Source organism: Gemmatimonadota bacterium (assembly GCA_016704275.1).
Taxonomy (GTDB): domain Bacteria; phylum Gemmatimonadota; class Gemmatimonadetes; order Gemmatimonadales; family GWC2-71-9; genus Palsa-1233.
On sequence record JADJAK010000002.1, the window covers coordinates 213,946 to 233,056 of the forward strand.

Genomic DNA, 19,111 nt, shown 5'->3' on the forward strand with positions numbered 1-19,111 from the left:
TTCTCGCTTCTCGCTGCCCTTACGGCACGCGCGTGTACATCAACTTCTGCTCGACCTTCTTGCCCAGATTCAGCGTGATGGTCACCTCGAGATCGCCTTCCTTGGTCGGCTTGAACTCGCGTTCAACGGCGCCAGCGCCGGGAATGCTCTTCTCGAGCAGCAGGACCTTCCCCTGCCATTCTCCCTGGAACTCGATCACCCCGCCCTCCATCTGGGCGACCTGGTGCTTCTTGCCGTCGGTCTTCCAGGTGGTCTCGTAGCCAGACGGATCGGTCGTCACGACCATGCCGTCGCTGATCTTCAGGACCAGGAGCTGCTGCGGGCGGACTTCGGTGGCGAAGGCGCGGGCGTTGCCGTTGGCCGCACCAGCACTCCGCGCACCCAGCCCTCGGCCCCCGCCACCTCCGCCGCCACCACCGCCACCACGACGACCGCCCCCACCGCCGCCACCCGCCGCCGCCGAGCCGGCCGCGGTGGTCGAGTCGGGCTGCGGGCGCGCCGCTGGACGCGGATTGAGCAGCGCGGCCAGCCCCGGCGGGGTGGAATCGCTGCGGGTCGAATCGAGCTTCCAGGTGCCGGCGATCGCCTTCATCATGGCGTCGGTCGGCTTCTCCTGGGCGCGCAGCGGGGCCGCGAAGGCGATCAGCGCCACGGCGAGCGCGGCAGTACGGGTGCGGGACACGGAAATCTCCGGCGAAGCTGGTGTGAGGGGCAGGCAGCCATCGGGCGCCCAACCACATGATACGCCGTCTGGCCACTGCAAGTTGACCGGCCCGACCGGTGGCCTCCCGACCGCTCGGCGGCTATCGTTGACCGTGCCCCAGACCCCAGCCTCTGTGCCGATCCTGCGCCTGATTTCCTCGCGCCTCGCTCCGCTCCTCGCGCTCACCGCCCTGGTCGTCGGGCCGATGGCGGCCCAGGAACATCCGATCAGCTGGGCGGTGGTGCGCCCGCCGGCGCGCATCACGCAGGGCGCCGTGGTCAGGCTCGCGTTGCGGGCGACCATCCCGCAGGGGTGGCACCTCTATTCGATCACGCAGGGCCCCGGCGGACCCGTCCCGACCACGATCACGACGGCGGCAGGGGCGGCGGTCGCAATCACCGGCACGATCCGCTCCCCCGAGCCCGACATCGCCGAGGACAAGAACTTCGGCATCCTGACCGAGACCTACACCGACTCGGCGACCTTCACGGTACCGGTCACGGCGCTCGCGCCTGGCCGCGCCAAGCTCGCGCTGCAGGTCGCCTATCAGACCTGCACCGATCGCTACTGCCTGCCGCCGACCTCCGACATCGTCGAGGCATCGTTCGACGTGATGGCGGCGGCGCCGGGCGCCGAGATGGCCACGCCCGTTGCCACGGCCGTGACCCCACCCACTACACCGCCGGCGGCCACCCCTCCCGCGACCGTCAGCGCTGCGCCGACACCACCAAGCCAGGGCGTCCTCTTGCCGGGTGGCAGCAACACGGGCCAATCGCTGCCGCTCTTCCTCTGGCTCGCCGCCGTGATGGGCGCGCTCTCGCTGCTCACGCCCTGCGTCTTCCCGATGATCCCGATCACGGTGTCGTACTTCACGCGCACCAGCGAGACCTCGGGGCACTCGGCCGCCCGCAATGCGTTCACGTATGCGCTCGGCATCGTCGCGACGTTCACGATCCTCGGCATGGCGATCGCCATCCTGGTCGGGGCCGGCGGGATCAACCGCTTCGCCGCCAATCCGTGGGTCAACCTCCTCGTCACCGGCCTCTTCCTCGCGTTCGCGCTCAATCTCTTCGGCGTCTGGCAGGTGACGCTGCCGAGCGCGTTGCTGACGAAGCTCAACGCCGCGTCGGACGGCAAGCGCGGCGGTGAGACCGCCGGCATCCTGGCGATGGGGCTCACCTTCACGCTGACCTCGTTCACCTGCACCGCGCCGCTCGTGGGCACGCTCCTCGTGATGGCCGCGCAGGGCAACTGGCGCTGGCCGCTGCTTGGCTTGCTGGTCTTCTCCGCGGTCTTCGCGCTGCCGTTCTTCCTGCTGGCCCTGATGCCACGCGCGGTGGCGAAGCTCCCGCGCTCGGGGGCCTGGCTGCAGCGCGTCAAGGTGATGATGGGGTTCCTCGAGGTCGCGACGGCGATGAAGTTCCTCGCCAACGCCGACATGGTGTGGCAGTGGGGCATCTTCACCCGCGACGTCGTGCTGATCGTCTGGGTCGTGACCGCCGTCGTCGCCGCCGCGTGGCTCTTTGGTCTCTTCACGAGGCCGCGGCCGCGCATCGCCATCGTGCAGCAACTGGTCGCAGTGAGTTGCATCGCGGTCGCCGTGTGGCTCGGCCGGGGCGTCGGCGGCACACGGCTCGGCGAACTGGAGTCCTTCCTGCCACCGCCCGAAGGCGCCGTCACCAGTGGCACCGCCACGGTCGACGGGGAGCTGCCCTGGATGGTGAATGACCTCCCCGCCGCGCTGGCCCAGGCCAAGCGTGAGCAGAAGCGCGTGCTGGTCGACTTCACTGGCTACACCTGCACCAACTGCCGCTGGATGGAAGCCAACATGTTCCCGCGGCCGGAGATCACGCGCGAGCTTGAGCGATTCGTCCGCGTGCGCCTCTATACCGACGGTCAGGGCGATCTCTACCGCAAGCAGCAGCAACTCGAGCTCGACCTCTTCGGCACGGTCGCACTGCCCTACTATGCCATCATGGATACGCTCGGGACGCCGCAGGCACAGTTCCTCGGGATGACCCGCAGCAGCGAGGAGTACCTCACCTTCCTGCGCGGCGTCGCACCAGTCGCCGTTCGCTGACCCACGCCACACCCCGCACCGGCCGGTCGCCGGCATGGAGATCTGCCTGATGCGCCTCCTCGCCCTCGTCACGTTCATGCCCGTTGCGCTCGGCGCGCAGGCTGTGTCGGCACCTGAGCAGCTGGTCCAGGTCCCGCTCACCTACCACGCGCCTGTCGACGGCCAGCCGAAGCCCAACTTCTCGCCGAAGGGGATGCAGGTCGCGCTCACCGCGGTGCCCCGGACCGTCAAGCTTCCGGTTGGCGCGGTCCGCCCCGCCAAGCGCGGGATGCTCCAGCTCGGCGCGACCAAGGCAAGCTGGGTCCCAGTGCTGGCCACGGCGAGCAAGGCGTTCCCCACGGACCTGGTGCAGTTGTGGATCGACCGCAATCGGAATGGCAATTTCAGCGATGACGGCCCTGCCCTGACCGGGACGCCAGCACAGAACGCCAAGACGCGCGCGTGGTGGACCTCGTTCAACAAGGTCGAGCTTCCGGTGCGCTATTCCGCCGCCGTGACCGAGCCGTACTTCGTGAATTTCTGGGTGGTGCGGAACGATTCCGCCGAAACGCCCGAGGTGATCCGCTTCTCCACCGGCTCGTGGCGTGGCGGCACGGTCACGGTGAATGGCGTCCCCGCGTTGGTCGCCGCGATGGACAGCGACAACAACGCCATCTTCGACGCCAAGGACACCTGGAGCGTGTTGGCGGCATCGCTCCCCAAGGCGGAGCAGGCGGTGCTGAGCATCGCCGAGGCACGGAGTACGAACCGACTGATGTTCCTGCCGACGAGTGGCAAGGAACTGGTGCTCGAGTTCCGCCGCTTCTCGCCCGACGGCCGCACTGTCGATTTCGCCGTGATCGACAAGCCGGTCACAAGCGCGCAGGACCGCGCGCCGGACGACCAGCTGCGTGAGGAGCGGCCACGCCCGCGCACCACGGTGGCATTTGCCTGGGCCCATGGGTCGGCCGGCCTCGACGCGGCACTCGCGCAGGCCAAGACGTCGGGAAAGAAGCTCTTCCTCGACTTCGAAGCGACCTGGTGCGGCCCCTGCCATACCATGGATGAGTGGATCTGGACCGACGCCGAGGTCGCCGCCAAGCTGAACGCCGAATACCTCGGCGTGAAGATCGACGTCGACCTGGAGAAGCCGCTGGTCAAGCGATTCGGCACCAGCGGCTACCCGACGATGATCATCCTCAATGCCGACGGCAGCGAACTCAAGCGGGTGGTGGAGTATCAGTCGTCGTCGATGATGATGAAGTTCCTCACGACGCCGTAGCGCCGCGAGGTTCGCTCAGTGCGACGCGCCGCGGCACGATGCCGCCGCGCGTCGCGCTCACTCGCAGCGGGTCCGGGCCATCCGGAGTCCGTCACCAACGACGTCGATTGGTGTCGACGCGGCCGTCTCGACCATGCCGCGCAGCTGTCACGCGTCGAGGTGAGGAGATGAGCTCTGCGGCCGCCCATCGCGTCCGGGAGTTTGAGTACCACCATGTCGGCACGGCCGAAGTGCCAACTGCCACGCGCGCTTCCCTCGGGCTGCGGTACACGCAGCGCCCATTCATTGGCGGCACTCGTCGGCGTGGTCTCGAGGACGATGCGCGTCGGGAGTCCGGTGCCCGGCGCCCCGCCGCCGAATTGCCTCGCCTCCGCGGTCGTGTAGCAGCCTGCCACGGTCAGAGCCGCCGCCTGCGGCGCAAAGCGGCGCACCGCCGGTGGAAATGTCACCCCCGCAGCGGCCAGTACTTCGATGCCGGGGAGTTGCACCCGTCGATAGCTCACCTGCGTGCCGTGGAAGCCACCCGGCAGTGACTGCCAGAGGACCTCGCCATCCGGCATCACCTGGATACGTGCGTACTGCGTGGCGGCCTCCCACTTGAGTGGGCTCGGGGGGCGCCCCATGCTGTCGGTGGGCGCCATCCAATACTCGGCGACCTCGTACACGACGGTCGCCGGCTGGGTCGGTGCCTGGAGCATCTCGTCCTCGAGGTCCAACAGCGTCGCGAGCGGGCTGTAGGAGACGTCACCGCGCAGGCCGCGCAGTCGGGCCGAGCGATGGTGAACCAGCACCGGGGTGGTGATGCCACCCCCGCGCACGAGGACGTAGGAGGGGAAGGCACGCGCTGCTGGCGGTGCTGGGGCGGTCGAGGCGAGAATCAGCCCGGCGGCAAGGATGCGCGGGAGCATGGTGACCGTCCGATTCAGGGACAATTGGTGCGAAGAAACTTGGCGACATCGCCCGACAGGTCGGCGGGAGCCAGCGGTCCGGTATCCACCATGCCGCGCAGCGCGCCAGGCACATCCTCGAACGAGAGATGCGCGCGGCGGATGCCCTGCGGCCCCGGGATTTCGGCGATGATCATGTCGGCACGGCTGAACGACCAGGTCCCGCGCGCCCACGCGTCACGACTAGCGGCCGTCGAGGGGACACTCAATGGCCACCGACCGTTGGCGTCCGCCGGCGCGGCGTCGAGGACGAGTCGTGCCGGAAGACCGGCGCCGACTTCGCCGGGGCCAAAGTGCCAACTGAACTGGAGTTGCCAGCAGCCGACCACCTTGGTCGCGGCCGCGAGCGGATCGAAGCGCGGCACTGATGCAGGTAGGGGTACGCCGAACTCGGCGAGCACCTCGATCCCGGGGAGGGGCAGCCGCTGATACGCGACGCGCGCGCCCTGGAACTCTCCCTTGAGCGCCTCCCAGTACACCTCGCCGTTCGTCGTCACATGGAGCCGGGAGTACTGCGAGGCCGACTCCCACTTGGGAGGTGAGGGTGGTCGGCCGCCGGATGCGATGGAGGCCATCCAGAACTCGGCGACTTCATACACGATCTGCCCGGGGAGCGCGGGCTGTGGCCAGACCGGGTCTTCCAGGCTGAACAACGTCGCGACCGGACTGTAGGTGATCACGCCCTTGATGCCGCGAAACGGCGGGGACGGGCGATGGTAGATCAGGATCGGTTCCGTGATCGCCCCGCCTCGGACGAGCACGTAACTCGGGAAGGCGCGCATGAGCGGCGGTGCCGGCGCGGTGGACGCCAGCACGATGCCTGCGGAGAGGAAGGCGGGGAGCATGGTGACCTCGAAGGGCGGGGGGAGGTACGGCCCATGTGACGAATTGAAGGTCGTGCGCCGGACCGGATCCGGCAAGGCGGGGGCGCCTAGGGCGTGGTCGGCCGCCGAGTGATGCGCCCATCGGTCTGGACCTCGTACGTCCAACGCTCGGTCACGACGAACTCGGGGAGCTTGGGCGCGCGACGCATCGCGAGGAAGACGTCGGTCTCGACCGGGAGTGAATCGAACGACGTGTGCATCATCGCCACCGCCTCCGGGTTGTTCGGGCGGTCGAGAATGCTGCGATGAAGCGGCGTCTTCGTGAGGATGCGCGTTCCGTGGTCGGTGATCCGGTAGCGGACGTCGCCGCCATGGGGCACTACGTCGGGGCGAGTCTGCGCCGGAAGGAAATACACGTCGACGTCGCCCGCCCCGACCGGAAAGACGTAGCTATTGAACGGGCGGGTGACTCGACCGAAATCCTGGCTCGCCACCGCGAGGGCGACCGCCATCTCGCGTTCGACCCCGGTCAATCGGAGCGGCACGTCGAGACGGGTCGCCACGAATTGACTGTCGGCATTGGCCTGCGACGCCCGGAAGCGCACGACCAGAGTATCGCGCCCGGCTGTCAGCGTGCCGGCGAGCACTTCCCAGCGCCCGTTCGGGAGGACGTGCGCGACGACGGCGCCGACTTCAGCGGCGGTCGGGCGGAGCGCCATCAGCGCGTCGCCACCATGCCAGAGGGCGATGTCCTGGGCGACCAACTGCTTTCCTCGGGCGGTGACCTTCGTCAAGGCGGAGTCGAGAGCCGACGTGGGTTGCTGGGCACCGAGCGGCGCGGCCAGGAGGAGTGCGGCGAGGGCGGTCCGACAGATGGTAGGCATCGCGAAAGCTATGCGTGGCGGCCGGGGGGCTCCAAGGGTGGCGCCGCCACCCCACCAGATCACGGCGTCCCGTACTCCCACCCCCACGGCATCTGCGTCGGCCCGAGGATGAACGCCGCCAGCTCCTGGTAGATCCGCTCGGCGCGGACGTCGTTGCCGAGGAAGACGACGCACCGGCGGCGTGCCTCGAGGCAGATGACCATGTTGCCGGTCCAGTCGTTGTGGCCGCCCTTGAACCAGGCCGGTCCCGAGCTGTCGCGGAAGGTGACGACACCGAGCCCCGCCGAGAGGCCGATAGTGCTATCCCATGTACCACGCGCCTCGAGCAGCGTCGGGAATTGCTGCCGCGACGTGATGGCGAGCTGCGGCCGGCTGAACTCGGCGCGCGACGCGGGCGTCAGGCCATCCCCGCGAACGACCGCCGCCCAGAAGCGGGCCTGATCGGCAATGTCGGTGTCCATCGAGCCGGCGGCGCTCACGCTGCTCCGTTCGTCGTGCGGTTCGATCGTGCCGTCGAGGCCGTGGCCATCGGCAAGGTTGCTCGCGAAGTCGGCGCGCCACTGCAGCGACGTGCGTGGCATGTCGAAGCGGTCGAAGAGCCGACGCTGCGCTTCAGCGCCGACGTCGAGCTTGAGCGCTTCCTCGAGGACAAGCTGCAGGATGTAGAAGCCCTCGCCGGAGTAGCCGTAGCGCGTCCCTGGCGTGAAGTGGAAGCGCAGCTTCTGGTCGGGCTCGAGCCAGCGGAAGTTGGCGAAGCCGGTGGCGTGATTGAGGAGGATGCGCGGCGTGAGGGCGCGCCAGCGCTCGTCACCGGCGAGGTCGTGATAGTCGTCGTACTCAGGTAGCGGCTTGGGGAGGAGCGTCGCGATGCTGGCGTCGAGGTCGAGCTTCCCCTCGTCGACCAGTTGCAACACGAGATAGCCAATCGTCGCCTTGGTGAGCGACGCGCCGTACATGATGGTCGCGGTGTCGAGCGGCAGGCGCTTGGCGGCGTTGCGCCAGCCGAGCGCCGTGACGTGGCGCACCTGCCCCTCGTCGATCACGGCGATGGCGAGCCCTTGGACCGAGTCTCGCGCCATGAGGGCGGCGGCGGCGGAGTCGATTGCGTGATTGCTGGGGAGCTGGTGCGGGGTGTTCGGCATGGAACATCCGGTTGCGAGCGCCATCGTCGCCGCGAGACCGATCAGGGAGGTGGCGCGCATCACAGGGCCTCGGGGGGTGGGATGGCACGCCGCCGGAGGGCGCGCTACTTTCGCAGCATGAGTCTTCGCAACCGCCTCGCCATCGCCCTGGCCATCGGCTCCGTCATCCTGCTCTGGCCCGGCCTTGTCAAGCCGGCGCTGACGATTCGCGCCACGATGGAGATGTTCGGCCAGACGCGCGAGCTGTCGAACGAGACGCGGAGCGTCGTCGGCGCGGTGCGGAGCCTGCACCAGTCGGGCAACGACTTCGTGGCCGGGCTGATCGTGGTATTCAGCATCCTGATCCCGGTGACGAAGGCGGCGCTACTGATCCCGATCTTCACGCTGCGCAACGCCGCGCAGCGCATCCGGCTCTTTCGTTTCGTGCGCGCCATCAGCAAGTGGTCGATGGCCGACGTCTTTGCCGTGGGGATGCTGATCGCGCTGCTCGCCGCCAAGGGCACCGCCAATCTCTCGGCGGTGGCCGGGCAGGGCTTCTACTTCTTTGCCGCGTACTGCCTCGTCTCCAACCTCGCCTTCCAGCTTCTCGAGCTCGACGACCCGCAGGCTACTTCTTCGGCGTGATCTTAAACTTCGCCACCGGTTGACCGGCGAGGTTCACCAGCCCTTCCAGCGCACCATCGGCACCGAGCTTCGCGTCGTGCTCCAGCAACTTGGGGCCGGTGGAGGTCGCGCCTGCGGCTGCCGCCGTCGCCGCCGCGACCGTCACGCGGAACTGCACGCGTGCGCCAGTGCGCACCACGTTGGAGATGGTCCCGCTCCCCTGCCCCGGCACCATCGCCGTGCCACCCAATCCACTTGGTACTGTCACAAATGTGTAGCTCACCGGCGCCACGATCGAGCTGTCGCCGAACGGCACGGTGACGCTCCCGACCCAGGTGCCGACGAGCGCGGCGGCGGATGGCTCAGCGGCTGGCTTCTGGGCCAACGCGGGCGTGGCGAGGGTCAGGAGGAATGCAGCGGCGAGCCGAGAGATGGCGGAGGCAGGACGACGGGACATGGGGCAACTCACGCGGGCTGAAGGGGACGGGGGCCGACGAGTTGGAATCGCATGCAATATGGGACGGATCGGTCGGGGGGAGAACCACAGCCAGGGGGAGCCACGGCGGCTAGGGTCTCGCCTGGTACTTCTCAAGATGCCAAAAATCATCGTCCGGCGTCTGCCGCGCGACGTAGATCACGCCGCGGCCGAAACCGATCACGTGCGAGTGCGGTTTCAGGACCGCCCGACCGGTGAGAGTCCCCGTCTTGTCGAAGATGTCGTACTTCGGCAGCGAGTCATTCCAGTCACGAAGGCGCGGCACCCAGAGTTCCCCCTCCGTTGAGGCACGGAGTTGGGACATGAGGCCATCGACGGGGGGGAGCACGGCTGGAAACATGTCATCCTGCGCGGGGAACTGACTCTTCGACCACCACGTCCGGTAGGCGCTGGTGACCTTGATCGGCTGGTACTTCACGACCGGCCCGACGATTCGCTTCCCCGCTGGGGTGACAACGTCCACCCGATAGGGGGCCTGATTGACGATCGCGACGCTGCCATCCAAGAGTGGCATCCAGTCTGGTCGCATCGGGAAGAGCTCGGGAGCGGCGAGGATTTCCCCACCCATTCTCCCGTCGGGGAGCTTCCGCATCGGCGTGGGCTGCACGCGCACCAGCTGTTGCCATGCGAGAACTGCCACCGTCTTGGTCGCCGGGTCCCACCGCTCGATGGGAAGTGAATCGCGCCCCGCTGCTGCGGCACGCCCTCGGCGATACGCGCGGCCCTGGGGGTCGAAGCCGCGGATCATGCCCGGGATCACTCCGGTGGTCTGCAGCTCGAATCCCGTTCCAACCACCTCTGCGCCACCCGAGATCAGCACCGCGCGTCCGAGCGCGCCATCGGGAACGACCGCACCACCCTTCCCGTCGGCAAGGGCCTCCATCGGCCGTCGATATTCCCCCGGACCGCCGCCCGTCCGCGACAGGGCGCGGAGCGCATCGGCGCCAGAAGTCCGCCACCCGAATCGCGACCTCACCCCCATCGACGAAGACGAACTTGCCGTTCGCCAACTCCGCGCCTCGGCTCACGCTGCTGATAGGCGTGGAGATCGTCGCCGCCGGCCGCCCGGTCAGGTCGATCGTGCGGACCTGGGCGGCGGCGGGAGTGGCCCCTATCAGGGTCAATCCAAGTGTGATCACTTGGCAGGTGGTTCGCATCGAAAGACCTCTCTGGATTAGCGCTGCTGCCGCATGCGCACTGGTTCCCGACCGCGGGGACCATTGCGGTAGACCGTATCGGACTTGGTGACGTCCCACGACTCGCCCCGGCGCTGCAGCGTCCAGATCATGCCAACGCCGCATCGAGTCCCGCAGCGGTAGTCGACCAGCAGGACCGCCTCGTCCCCGGACGGGGAGAAGCCGATGCCCGAGAGGGCAATCACTGCCGTGTCCGTCACCTCGCCGCGCAATTGCCAGCGACTCACGCGGATGGACTCTACGTCACGAGTGAGGAGTGCTGGGACCACGCCAGGTATTCTCGCCTCGCGCACGAAGTCCGCCCAAGCCGCCTGCGCCATCGCCGGCCCCGCGGAGTCTCCCACCCAGATGACGCGGTCCTTTTCGACGAGCACGATGGCGGGCCGATTGCGTGCGACGACCGCATCGACGGCGGCGCTGCTGACGGTCTGGGTGGCGGCTTGTCGAGCGGTCGAGTCCTGACTGAAGTCTGGGGTGGCGCGGTCGGGTGATCCGCAACCGGGCAGGCCAATCAGCAACACGAGATAGCGTGTCATGCGACCCTCAGCTCGGAAGATCCGATCCGGGTGTACGATGGGTGCAAGTTGCCCCCCAAGCTTACCGCCGATCCCGCCGGAGCAGGCAGCGAGCGAGGGAAACACGTTACGGCCAGACGGCCCGCACCACCTGCGGAACATCATCGGCGTCTCGCATCACACCCCACGCCGTAATGCCCGCGACAGCCTGCAACTCCAGGCGCGGGGACGCGCTCGCTCGACCGATCATGCGTCCGGTACCGTCGTGTCGCTGCCAGACGAATCCATTCGGCGCGGTGCGGACACGCAGCCAGAGTTCGCCGTCCGGTCCCACGAGCACGTCGGTGACCGGCGGGAAAAACGTCGACATCTCCGCCGCGCGGATCTTGGCCGCGAGATCTGGCGGTGTGCCTCGGTATCCGGCGATCACGCCGCGGATGCTGTCCGCGAACTGGCGCGAAATCGGCACCTCGGCGAAGTCCAGCTTCTGGGCCCAGCGCACCGTTCCTGCTTCATCCGTCACCGTGACGTTCATCGCGACACGGCCCGCGGCGCGAGAGGCCAATACAACAGACGCGATCCAACGGCCATTGGCCGAGGCCGACACCAACGGCTTGGTGCAGAATGGCATCCGGATCGCGCCGGGCACATCCTGTCCCGGACACTTCGGCGGCTCGATCGACATCGCGGCTCGATTGAGGAGACCACTGGGCCCGATGGTGCCGACCACGATCGCCTGCGCCCGGGTGGTCACGAGTTGCAGCATCTGATCGCCGGCGCCAAGCGCCAGCACGTCCCCGGCAAGGGGGCGCTCCGGTTCGCGGCCGGGGAGCGCCAACTGGGGAGATGGAATTGGAATGTCCCGGATGAACTGACCGCTGGGCGAGAAGAGGGAGAGCTTTCGCTGGTTTCTCACCCAGAGCGAATCGACATGCCAGCCGATCCGTCCGATCGACTCGAACTCGCCGGGGCCCTCACCCTTCCGACCGATTCGCGTTGGAGCACGCCCGCCCACCGGAAAGAGGACGACTTGCCAGTCGGCTCCCTCAGCGACGGCAACGATGCCAGCACGGGAGACCGCCATTGCACCCGCCGACACCCAATCAACGCCCTCGGCGCCAGGCCAGGGGACCACCCGCAGGGGTTGGGGTGATTGGCCCATGAGCGCGCTGAGGGGAGCGAGCGTCAGGGTTGCGGCGATGAAGAGCTTCATCCTCACCCCGTGCGAGCGCGTGGATCGGAAGCCTCGAGGCCCCCGAGTTCTGTCATTGAGGAGGAGTGACGTGCCGCAACGCGTCCGGCACCGAGCACGCCTGACACCACAAAGGTACGGCGCCTAGGCGGCGCCGGGAGGGGTGGCGGTCCAGAACACCAAACCGCCCGCCACTCTGCTGAGTGACGGGCGGCTGGCCATGCCCCGAGTAGGACTCGAACCTACAACCTAGTGATTAAGAGTCACGTGCTCTACCAATTGAGCTATCGAGGCGCTTCCTGCAGTAGCCCCAACGGGAATCGAACCCGTCTCTCGACCTTGAAAGGGTCGCGTCCTAACCGATAGACGATGGGGCCGACTTCCCCTGGGTTCCCCTGCATAGCGCTAACGGGATTCGAACCCGTGTTCCAGCCTTGAGAGGGCTGTGTCCTAGGCCCCTAGACGATAGCGCCGTGGCCTAACCAAGAGCGGCCAATATACCCCGCCCGGGAGGCAGATCAACCCCCAACAGGCCCGGCAGGAATCGAACCTGCAACCCCCGGTTTTGGAGACCGGTGCTCTACCAATTGAGCTACGGACCTAAGCAAACACCCTGCGCCGTACGACCTACGACTTACGACCTATGACCTACGACTCTCTCCAGGGTGCCTGACGGGGATTGAACCCGCAACCTCCGGAACCACAATCCGGCGCTCTAACCAATTGAGCTACAAGCACCACGACAACGGACGCCCAAAATGGCCCCCGAAGCCCTCCGGGTCAAGCGTCGCGACGCTCCCAGAACCGTTTCCCCACCGCCAGGGTCCGCATGTTCGCCACCACCGCGTCCTTGTCCAACGCGGCAATCTGCACCACCCCACGCGCCGCGTTGCAGGCCAAGAGCGCCGTCCCCGCGATCTCCTCCCGCCGGAGCCGCCCCGTCGCGATCCCCCCGCGCACCGTCTCCGCCAGCCGCGCCCGCGCCACCGACGGCAGCCCGCCCAGCGCCAACGGCGGGAAGACCAGCGTCTCCCGGTCCCACCAGCCAATGGCCCAGATCGAGGCCTCCACCAGGTACCCCTCGGCGTCGAAAAAGAGCACGTCGTCGGTGCTCTGCGACTTGGTCGGCAACCGCGCGGCCTCGAGCCACGCCCGCGCCGCAATCTTGTGCGGATACCCCTGATGCGGCACGTGCGCCGTCACCAACGCCAGCGGCGCCGTGCTCCCGACCTCGCGCTCAGTACTGCGCACCAGCCCGTCACTCACCTCGAAGCGCACGATGCGGTCGTCGCCACCCTCCGGCCGCGCCAGCTCGCCGACGGCGATGCCCAGCGCCTCGGCACTGCGGTGCAGTCGCTCCAGGTGCAGCGGCCAGAGCGGCGCCACGCCGTTCCGCACCCGCACCGTCTCCAGCAGCGTCGTCGCCGCCTGCGGGGCGCTCACATGACCGCCACGGGTTCCGCCACGCGCGTGCCGCGCAACGCCTGCCACGCCGTCGCGACGATGATCACCGCGCCGCCCGCCAGCGCCATCATCGACGGCACCTCGCGCAGCAGCAACCACGACCAGACCGGATTCAACGCCGTCTCCACCAGCAGCAGCAGCGACGCATCGAGCGCCGGCACATGCTTGAGGCCGCTCGTCACCAGCAGGTACGCGCCGCCGATCTGGAACACCCCCAGATAGAGGATCACGCCCCAGGAGGCCATCGGCGTCGGCCCCACCGGCAGCGCCCACGGCAGCACGGCCACGCATGCGATCAGGTTGCCGAGGATCACCGCCGAGACGCCATGCCCTTGCGTGGCGGGATCGCGCCCGAGCCAGCGGAGGCCGATCAGCATGACCGCGTAGGCCACGCCACTGACCACCGCGAGCAGGTTCCCCCGGACCGGATCCGGCGCGGTCACGCTCGGCACATCGACCCCCAGGAAGACCAGCGCGAGCCCCGTCGCGACCGCCGCAAGGATCGGCAGGTCACGACGCGAGATCGGCTCGCGCAGCAGCCAGGGCCCCAGCAGCAGCAGGTAGACGGGGGCGGTCGACTGGAGGTAGATCGCGTTGGCGGAGGTGGTCAGCCGGTTGGCGAGCACGAAGGTGACCAGCGTGACGGCGTAGGTGATGCCAACGAGCGCGGTCTTCCAGCCGAATCCCTTGCGAGCCGCCGGCACCGCCACCAGCAACGCCAGCGCCGCCACGCCACTCCGGAACGATGCGATCTGCCACCCGGTCAGCTGGGCCGCCTTGATCGCGGCACCACCGGTCGAGAAGAGCAAGGCGGCGATCGCGATCTGGAGGCGTGGGGACAGGTCAGGACTCCGGGAGTCGGGCGGGGTATCCGAGGGCGGTGGCGAGCTTGGCCGCCGAGGCGACACGCTTCACCTCAGCATCGGCCAGTTTGGTCGTTTCGTCGAGCAATCCGCGCTCGCGCTGATTCACCAGGAAGAGCGATGATTCGCCGGCATCAAAGCGCCGCTGCTCGGCCGCCAGGAGCTGTCGGGCCAACGCGACCGCCTCAATCTGCCACCCTGCTGCCCGGGAGGCACCTTCGAGGCCCGCCGCCGCGGCCCGAGCCTCTGCCACCACGTCGCGGCGAATGTCGGCGAGGATGAGGGCGGCGATCCGGTCCTTCGCCGACGCCTCGCCCGCCTTGCCGCGCTCCTTGAGCAGGAGCAGGCCCGTGCTGGCCCGGAGCCCAAACTTGTAGTTGCCGGCGCCGGACGGGAAGTCCGAGAGGCCAGCGACCCCATCCCGGTCCGCGAGGCGCGCCACCTCCGCCTCGAGGTCAGGGAAGAGCTCGGCGCTCGCCTGGCGTCGGACCGCCGATGCCGCATCGCCGTCGGCGCGCGCCTTCCGGACCTTCGGGTGCATGGTGAGGGCGCGGGTCAGTTCAGCGGCGAGCCACGCCGAATCGGGGCGCAGCAGGGTCGGCGCCACCCCAGGGCGAGTGGCCGCATCCCACTCGAGCGGGTCGCCGCCTGCGTCCCAGAGGTAGGTCGCTACGCGGGCGCGTGCCGCCGCCGCGTCGGCCTCGGCCAGGGCAAGGGTCGCCTCGCGACGCACCACCTCCAGCCGGACTTCGATGGTGTCGACGGCCGCCAGGTCGCCGCGCGCCACGCGCGCCGCGATGCCCCGACTGCGCACGTCGATCAGCGTGCGGCCCTCGCGCGCAATCTCGAGAAGGCGCTCCGCGCGGTACCACTCGGCCCACGCGGTCGTTGCCTCGAGGAGCAGCGCGTTGAGGAGTTCCTCGCGCGCCGCGGCGGCGCCCTCCCGCTTGGCGCGCGCCGCACCCAACTCGGCCCGCCGACGATCGGTGATGATTCCCTGCCCGATCGGCATCGAGAGGCCGAGCGAGAGCAGCCCCTGCGCGGGAGTCCGCCGGTCCGGTGCGAAATACTGGCCGCTGGTCTTCTCGAGGCCGAGCTTGAGGTCGATGCCAAGCGGCGTCGGGACCTTGATGGCGGCCTCGAGATAGTTGTAGTACTCGCGGCCGCCGAACGCCTTCCGCTCCCACGAAGCGGAGAGCTGCGGGTCGAACATCGCGCCGGTGGCGGCGAGTACGGCACCATCGGCCTGGCGCACCAACTGCTGCGCCTGCCGCGCCACCGGATGATGGGCGGCAACGACGGCGCGCAGTGAATCGAGCGAGAGCACCGGCGACTGGGCCAGCACGGGCCGTGGCATGCCCACCAAGAGCGCAACTCCGACGAGCCACCTCACTTGCCGCCGCCGCCCTTCGGCGTCGCACCAGGCGCGGGTTGCTGCACCGTTGGCGGGAAGCCGTTGAGGGTGCGCCAGAACTCGTACCAGATCGGCACTTCGTCGAGCATCGCCCAGCCCACGACGCCGGAGCCCACGCGGAGCGACGGCGAACTGGGCCACGGCTCGTCGGTGCCGTCGGGGCGGACGAGAATGCGGTAGGTGCCATCCGGCGCGTTGATCTGGTCGATCACCGCGATGATGCCGCCGAACGTCCCGACCGCAACACTCGGCCAGCCCGCGAACTGCAGCGCCGGCCAGCCATCGAAGGTCAGGCGCACCTTGCGGCCGGGGCGCAGCAGCGGCACATCCATCGCCTTGACGTACAGCTCCACCGCCAAGTCGGCGGCGTTCGGCATCACGGTCGCGACGGCCTCGCCCTCCTTCACCGTCTCGCCGACGCCGGCGCGCAGCACGCGCACGACGTAGCCATCCTGCGGCGCCGTGACCGTGGCGAGCCCGTTGCGCAGCCGGACGTTCGCCTCGCTGTTGCGCAGCTTGGCGATGTCGGCGCGGGTCTCGTGCATCTCCGCCGAGGTCGCGCTGCGATCACCGCGCGCCTTCGCCAGCTTGTCGGCGTATTCCGCCGCCACCGTGCGCACTTCGAGCGTCGCGTTCTCCAGCTCGGCGCGGCTCTTCGCCAACGTGCCGCGCGCCGAGGCGACGCGCGCGGCCACCGACTGCGCCCGCGTCCGCGCCCCCTCGACTTCCACCAGGCTCTTCAGCCCTTCGCGATACAGCGCTTCCTGTGCGCCGAGTTGGCGGATCGCCACCGCGCTGTCGAGGAGTGCGGCCTCCACTGCGGCCGAGTCCGCGACGACGGTGAAGCGCACCTGCTCGATCTTGGTGCGCAGTTGCTGCGCCTTGAGCCCCTGCCCCTCCGTGAGCGCGGCAATCTGCAGGTCGAGCGCGGAGACCTTCGCCGCCTTGGCCGTCGCCGCCATCCGCTTCGCCGCCACCTGCTCGCCGTAGCGATCGGCGGTGGACGGGTCGAGGTAGTCGTCCTTGATCTCGGCGAGCGAGAGGATCGGGTCGCCGCGGCGCACGAACTGCCCCTCGGCGACGTGCCATGTCGTGATGCGGCCGGCGATCGCGCTGTTGACCAACTGCGGGCGATCCTCCGGACGGTAGGCGATCACCGCGCCCTTCCCCGAGACGTACTGCTGCCAGGGGAGGAAGAGGATCACCAACACGACGAGGCCGATGCCGAGCAGCCAGCGGCGCAGCACGCCGTGGTGGCGGGGAGTGCGCAGGAGGCTCGGGGCGTGCAGCCCGAGTCCTTCCGGATCGCGGCTCAGATCGGGTGTGGCGCTCATGACGTCACCCCCACCGCGCCGAGAATCGCGCTCGCCGCCGGCGTCCGGGACACTTCGTCGAGCGGACCATCGGCGACCACCCGACCGGCCTGCATCACCAGGACGCGATCGGCCGCCGCGAGGAACGCCTGGTCATGCGACACCGCGATCACGGTCCACGGCCGCCGACGATCCATCAGGAGCTCGACGAAGAGGTCGCGCGTCTGCGCCTCGAGGTTCTGGAAGAAGTCGTCCATGACCACGAGGCGCGGCGACCCGACGATGGCCTGCGCGAGGAGCAGCCGCGCCACGAGGTGCGATGGCAGCGAGCGGCCACCGGAGCGAATCGGTGCGTCGAGGCCGTTGGGCAACGTGGCGAGCCAATCGCCGGCGCCGACGGCGTCCAGCGCCGCGGCCAGATCGGCGTTGCTCAGATGCGCGCGGCCGACGCGCAGATTCTCCGCGAGGGTGCCGTCGAAGAGGTCGGTGGCGGAGAGCAGCTGCCCCACCTGGCTGCGCATGGCGGCGAGTTCGAGCGAGCGTGCCGGCTGGCCGTCATACGCGAGGCCGCCCTCGAAGTCGTGGTAGAGCCCGGCCAGCACGCGCAGGAAGGTGGTCTGCCCCGCACCGTCGAAGCCGGTGATCACCACGCGCGACCCGGCGGCCACGTCGAGCGTGATGCCATCGACCGCGGCCGACGGCGCGCCGGGATAGCGGTACCGCAGGTCGTGGGTGCGCAGCGTCATGCCGGCCGGCGATGTCGCAGCGAGCGCCGTGCCGCCATCGCGCTCGACCGGGAGCTCCGAGACATGGCCGACCTTGTCGACCGAGGTGAGGATGTCGTAGAGCGTGCTGAGCGAGAGGATCAGCTTCTCGATCCCGGCCATCACCATCACGATGACGATCTCCGAGGCGACGAATTGCCCCAGCGTGATCTGGCGGTTGATCACCAGCAGCGAGCCGAGGATCAGGACGGTGCCGATCACCACCGTCTTGAAGACCACCATCCCCATTGCCTGCTGCACCAGCACGCGGAAGTGGGCCTTGCGGTGGTGCAGATAGTCGGTGACGTGGCGGTCCATCCGCTCGACGGCGAAGGCGCTGCTCCCCGCGAACTTGAAGGCGGTGATCGAGCGGCCGATCTCCTGCAGCCAGCGCACCGCGGCGTACTTGTCCGCGCTCTCGGCGATCGACGTCGCCAGGCCGCGCGGGCCGGAGACCCGGAAGATCAGCGCGAGCACGGCGAGCAGCAGCAGCGAAAAGGCCGCGAAGTACGGGTGATAGAACGTCAGCAGCACCAGGCCGAAGAGCACCTGCAGCGCGGCCGTCGTCGACTCGGTGAGCAGCTTGGCGAGCGACTTCTGGATGATCACCGACTCGAAGAAGCGGTTCATCACCTCGGGCAGATATTCGTCGCGCACGCTTTCGAGGCGGACCCGCGGCAGGCGGAAGGCGAACTCGAAGGCGAGCTGCGCGAAGATGCGCTGCTGCAGCAGCTCGACCACGCTGAGCTGCAGGAGCTGCAGCACGCCGGAGGCGAGCGAGCCGAAGATGACGAAGAGGATCAGCAACACGACCGGCTGCAGGATCAGTCCGCCGGAGACGAGGCCGGTGATCGACTGCACGCCAAGCGGCAGCGTCAGGTAGATCAGGCCGTTGAGGGTGGCATAGAGGTAGACGAGGCCGATGTCGCTGCGCTCGTGGCGGAGCAACTGCCAGAGACGCTGCACCGGCGTGGGATGCGCGTCGCCGTGCTCCTCGGTCGAACCGGCCCCGAGCACCGGTTGGACTTCGAACGGGGTGAGCAGCAGGGTCGGGCCCGCCCCCACCGCGCCGAGCGCCGTGAGGCGGGCGACCACCTCGGTGAGGGGCAGGGCTCTTCACGGGTCGCGCCGGAGGGGTCGGCGATCGTCAGCAGCAACTCGTCACGGTCGGTCGCCGCGACGACGACGGCGAAGGCATCGCTCCGCCAGAGGACGGCCGGGAGGACCCGACCCTGGAGCGTTTCCGTCACGGCGGGCAGCGAGGCCTCGCGCTGGAGGAAGGCCAGCTGCTCCGTCGCGGCGACCTCGAGGAGGCCGGCGAGGGTGTCGCTGTGACGCTCGGACTCCGTGCCGGCCCGCACGACGGTCCGGCCCATCCCGGTCAGCACGGCCGCCACAACCTGGTCGACTCTGGCCCCCACCATGGTACCTCCTCGGCCTCCAGATACAG

At 68.9% G+C, this 19,111-nt stretch carries 17 protein-coding genes and 5 tRNA genes; 3 read left to right on the plus strand and 19 right to left on the minus strand.

Annotated features, from left to right (window positions below; translation table 11 throughout):
• Positions 1-19: 19 nt before the first annotated feature.
• Positions 20-682, minus strand: a complete 663-nt coding sequence (locus IPG05_04705) for a hypothetical protein (protein ID MBK6494389.1) — start codon at positions 680-682, stop codon at positions 20-22.
• Positions 683-815: 133 nt separating this feature from the next.
• Between IPG05_04705 and IPG05_04710 the strand changes: the two genes are divergently transcribed.
• Both IPG05_04710 and IPG05_04715 read left to right on the plus strand, forming a co-directional pair.
• On the plus strand, positions 816-2,783 hold the full coding sequence (locus IPG05_04710; GenBank protein MBK6494390.1) for a thioredoxin family protein: 1,968 nt from the start codon (positions 816-818) through the stop codon (positions 2,781-2,783).
• Between the two features lie 49 nt (positions 2,784-2,832).
• On the plus strand, positions 2,833-4,044 hold the full coding sequence (locus tag IPG05_04715) for a thioredoxin family protein (protein ID MBK6494391.1): 1,212 nt from the start codon (positions 2,833-2,835) through the stop codon (positions 4,042-4,044).
• Here IPG05_04715 and IPG05_04720 read toward each other — a convergent pair.
• From IPG05_04720 to IPG05_04735, 4 genes are all read right to left on the minus strand, one after another.
• On the minus strand, positions 4,002-4,952 hold the full coding sequence (locus IPG05_04720; GenBank protein ID MBK6494392.1) for a hypothetical protein: 951 nt from the start codon (positions 4,950-4,952) through the stop codon (positions 4,002-4,004). The two genes, IPG05_04715 and IPG05_04720, sit on opposite strands and share 43 nt — an antisense overlap.
• Positions 4,953-4,966: 14 nt before the next feature.
• Entirely contained in the window at positions 4,967-5,836 is an 870-nt protein-coding gene (locus tag IPG05_04725; GenBank protein MBK6494393.1) for a hypothetical protein, read from the minus strand.
• 86 nt (positions 5,837-5,922) lie between these two features.
• Positions 5,923-6,699 carry a hypothetical protein gene (locus IPG05_04730; protein ID MBK6494394.1) on the minus strand — a complete coding sequence of 259 codons (777 nt, stop codon included), beginning with the start codon at positions 6,697-6,699 and terminating at the stop codon, positions 5,923-5,925.
• Positions 6,700-6,758: 59 nt separating this feature from the next.
• Entirely contained in the window at positions 6,759-7,865 is a 1,107-nt protein-coding gene (locus tag IPG05_04735) for a beta-lactamase family protein (GenBank protein ID MBK6494395.1), read from the minus strand.
• Positions 7,866-7,958: 93 nt separating this feature from the next.
• Here IPG05_04735 and IPG05_04740 point away from each other — a divergent pair, with 93 nt between their 5' ends.
• Positions 7,959-8,465: a paraquat-inducible protein A gene (locus IPG05_04740; protein MBK6494396.1), complete on the plus strand. Its 507-nt coding sequence runs from the start codon at positions 7,959-7,961 to the stop codon at positions 8,463-8,465.
• On the opposite strand, the gene IPG05_04745 is transcribed toward IPG05_04740, so the two are convergent.
• The 14 genes from IPG05_04745 to IPG05_04810 form a co-directional block, all read right to left on the minus strand.
• Positions 8,449-8,901, minus strand: a complete 453-nt coding sequence (locus IPG05_04745; protein ID MBK6494397.1) for a hypothetical protein — start codon at positions 8,899-8,901, stop codon at positions 8,449-8,451. The genes IPG05_04740 and IPG05_04745 overlap by 17 nt on opposite strands.
• A gap of 109 nt (positions 8,902-9,010) precedes the next feature.
• Complete coding sequence (locus IPG05_04750; GenBank protein ID MBK6494398.1) at positions 9,011-9,823, minus strand: hypothetical protein; 813 nt, start codon at positions 9,821-9,823, stop codon at positions 9,011-9,013.
• Positions 9,824-10,114: 291 nt separating this feature from the next.
• Positions 10,115-10,672, minus strand: a complete 558-nt coding sequence (locus IPG05_04755; GenBank protein ID MBK6494399.1) for a hypothetical protein — start codon at positions 10,670-10,672, stop codon at positions 10,115-10,117.
• A gap of 106 nt (positions 10,673-10,778) precedes the next feature.
• Positions 10,779-11,864 carry a hypothetical protein gene (locus tag IPG05_04760; GenBank protein ID MBK6494400.1) on the minus strand — a complete coding sequence of 362 codons (1,086 nt, stop codon included), beginning with the start codon at positions 11,862-11,864 and terminating at the stop codon, positions 10,779-10,781.
• A gap of 200 nt (positions 11,865-12,064) precedes the next feature.
• Positions 12,065-12,137, minus strand: a tRNA-Lys gene (locus IPG05_04765).
• An 11-nt stretch (positions 12,138-12,148) separates the two neighbouring features.
• Positions 12,149-12,220, minus strand: a tRNA-Glu gene (locus IPG05_04770).
• Between the two features lie 23 nt (positions 12,221-12,243).
• Positions 12,244-12,316, minus strand: a tRNA-Glu gene (locus IPG05_04775).
• Positions 12,317-12,372: 56 nt separating this feature from the next.
• Positions 12,373-12,445, minus strand: a tRNA-Trp gene (locus IPG05_04780).
• A 62-nt stretch (positions 12,446-12,507) separates the two neighbouring features.
• A tRNA-His gene (locus IPG05_04785) sits at positions 12,508-12,581 on the minus strand.
• Between the two features lie 42 nt (positions 12,582-12,623).
• Entirely contained in the window at positions 12,624-13,286 is a 663-nt protein-coding gene (locus IPG05_04790) for an aminotransferase class IV (GenBank protein MBK6494401.1), read from the minus strand.
• A complete protein-coding gene (locus IPG05_04795; GenBank protein MBK6494402.1) occupies positions 13,283-14,149 on the minus strand; it encodes a DMT family transporter in 867 nt (288 codons plus the stop codon). Before IPG05_04795 ends, IPG05_04790 begins: the two co-directional genes overlap by 4 nt.
• Position 14,150: 1 nt before the next feature.
• The gene (locus IPG05_04800; GenBank protein MBK6494403.1) at positions 14,151-15,527 is read right to left on the minus strand and encodes a TolC family protein; all 1,377 of its coding nucleotides are present in this window, start codon (positions 15,525-15,527) and stop codon (positions 14,151-14,153) included.
• A 32-nt stretch (positions 15,528-15,559) separates the two neighbouring features.
• Positions 15,560-16,918, minus strand: coding sequence for an HlyD family efflux transporter periplasmic adaptor subunit (locus IPG05_04805; GenBank protein ID MBK6494404.1), 1,359 nt, complete (start codon positions 16,916-16,918; stop codon positions 15,560-15,562).
• Entirely contained in the window at positions 16,915-18,756 is a 1,842-nt protein-coding gene (locus tag IPG05_04810) for an ATP-binding cassette domain-containing protein (GenBank protein ID MBK6494405.1), read from the minus strand. Before IPG05_04810 ends, IPG05_04805 begins: the two co-directional genes overlap by 4 nt.
• Positions 18,757-19,111: the final 355 nt, after the last annotated feature.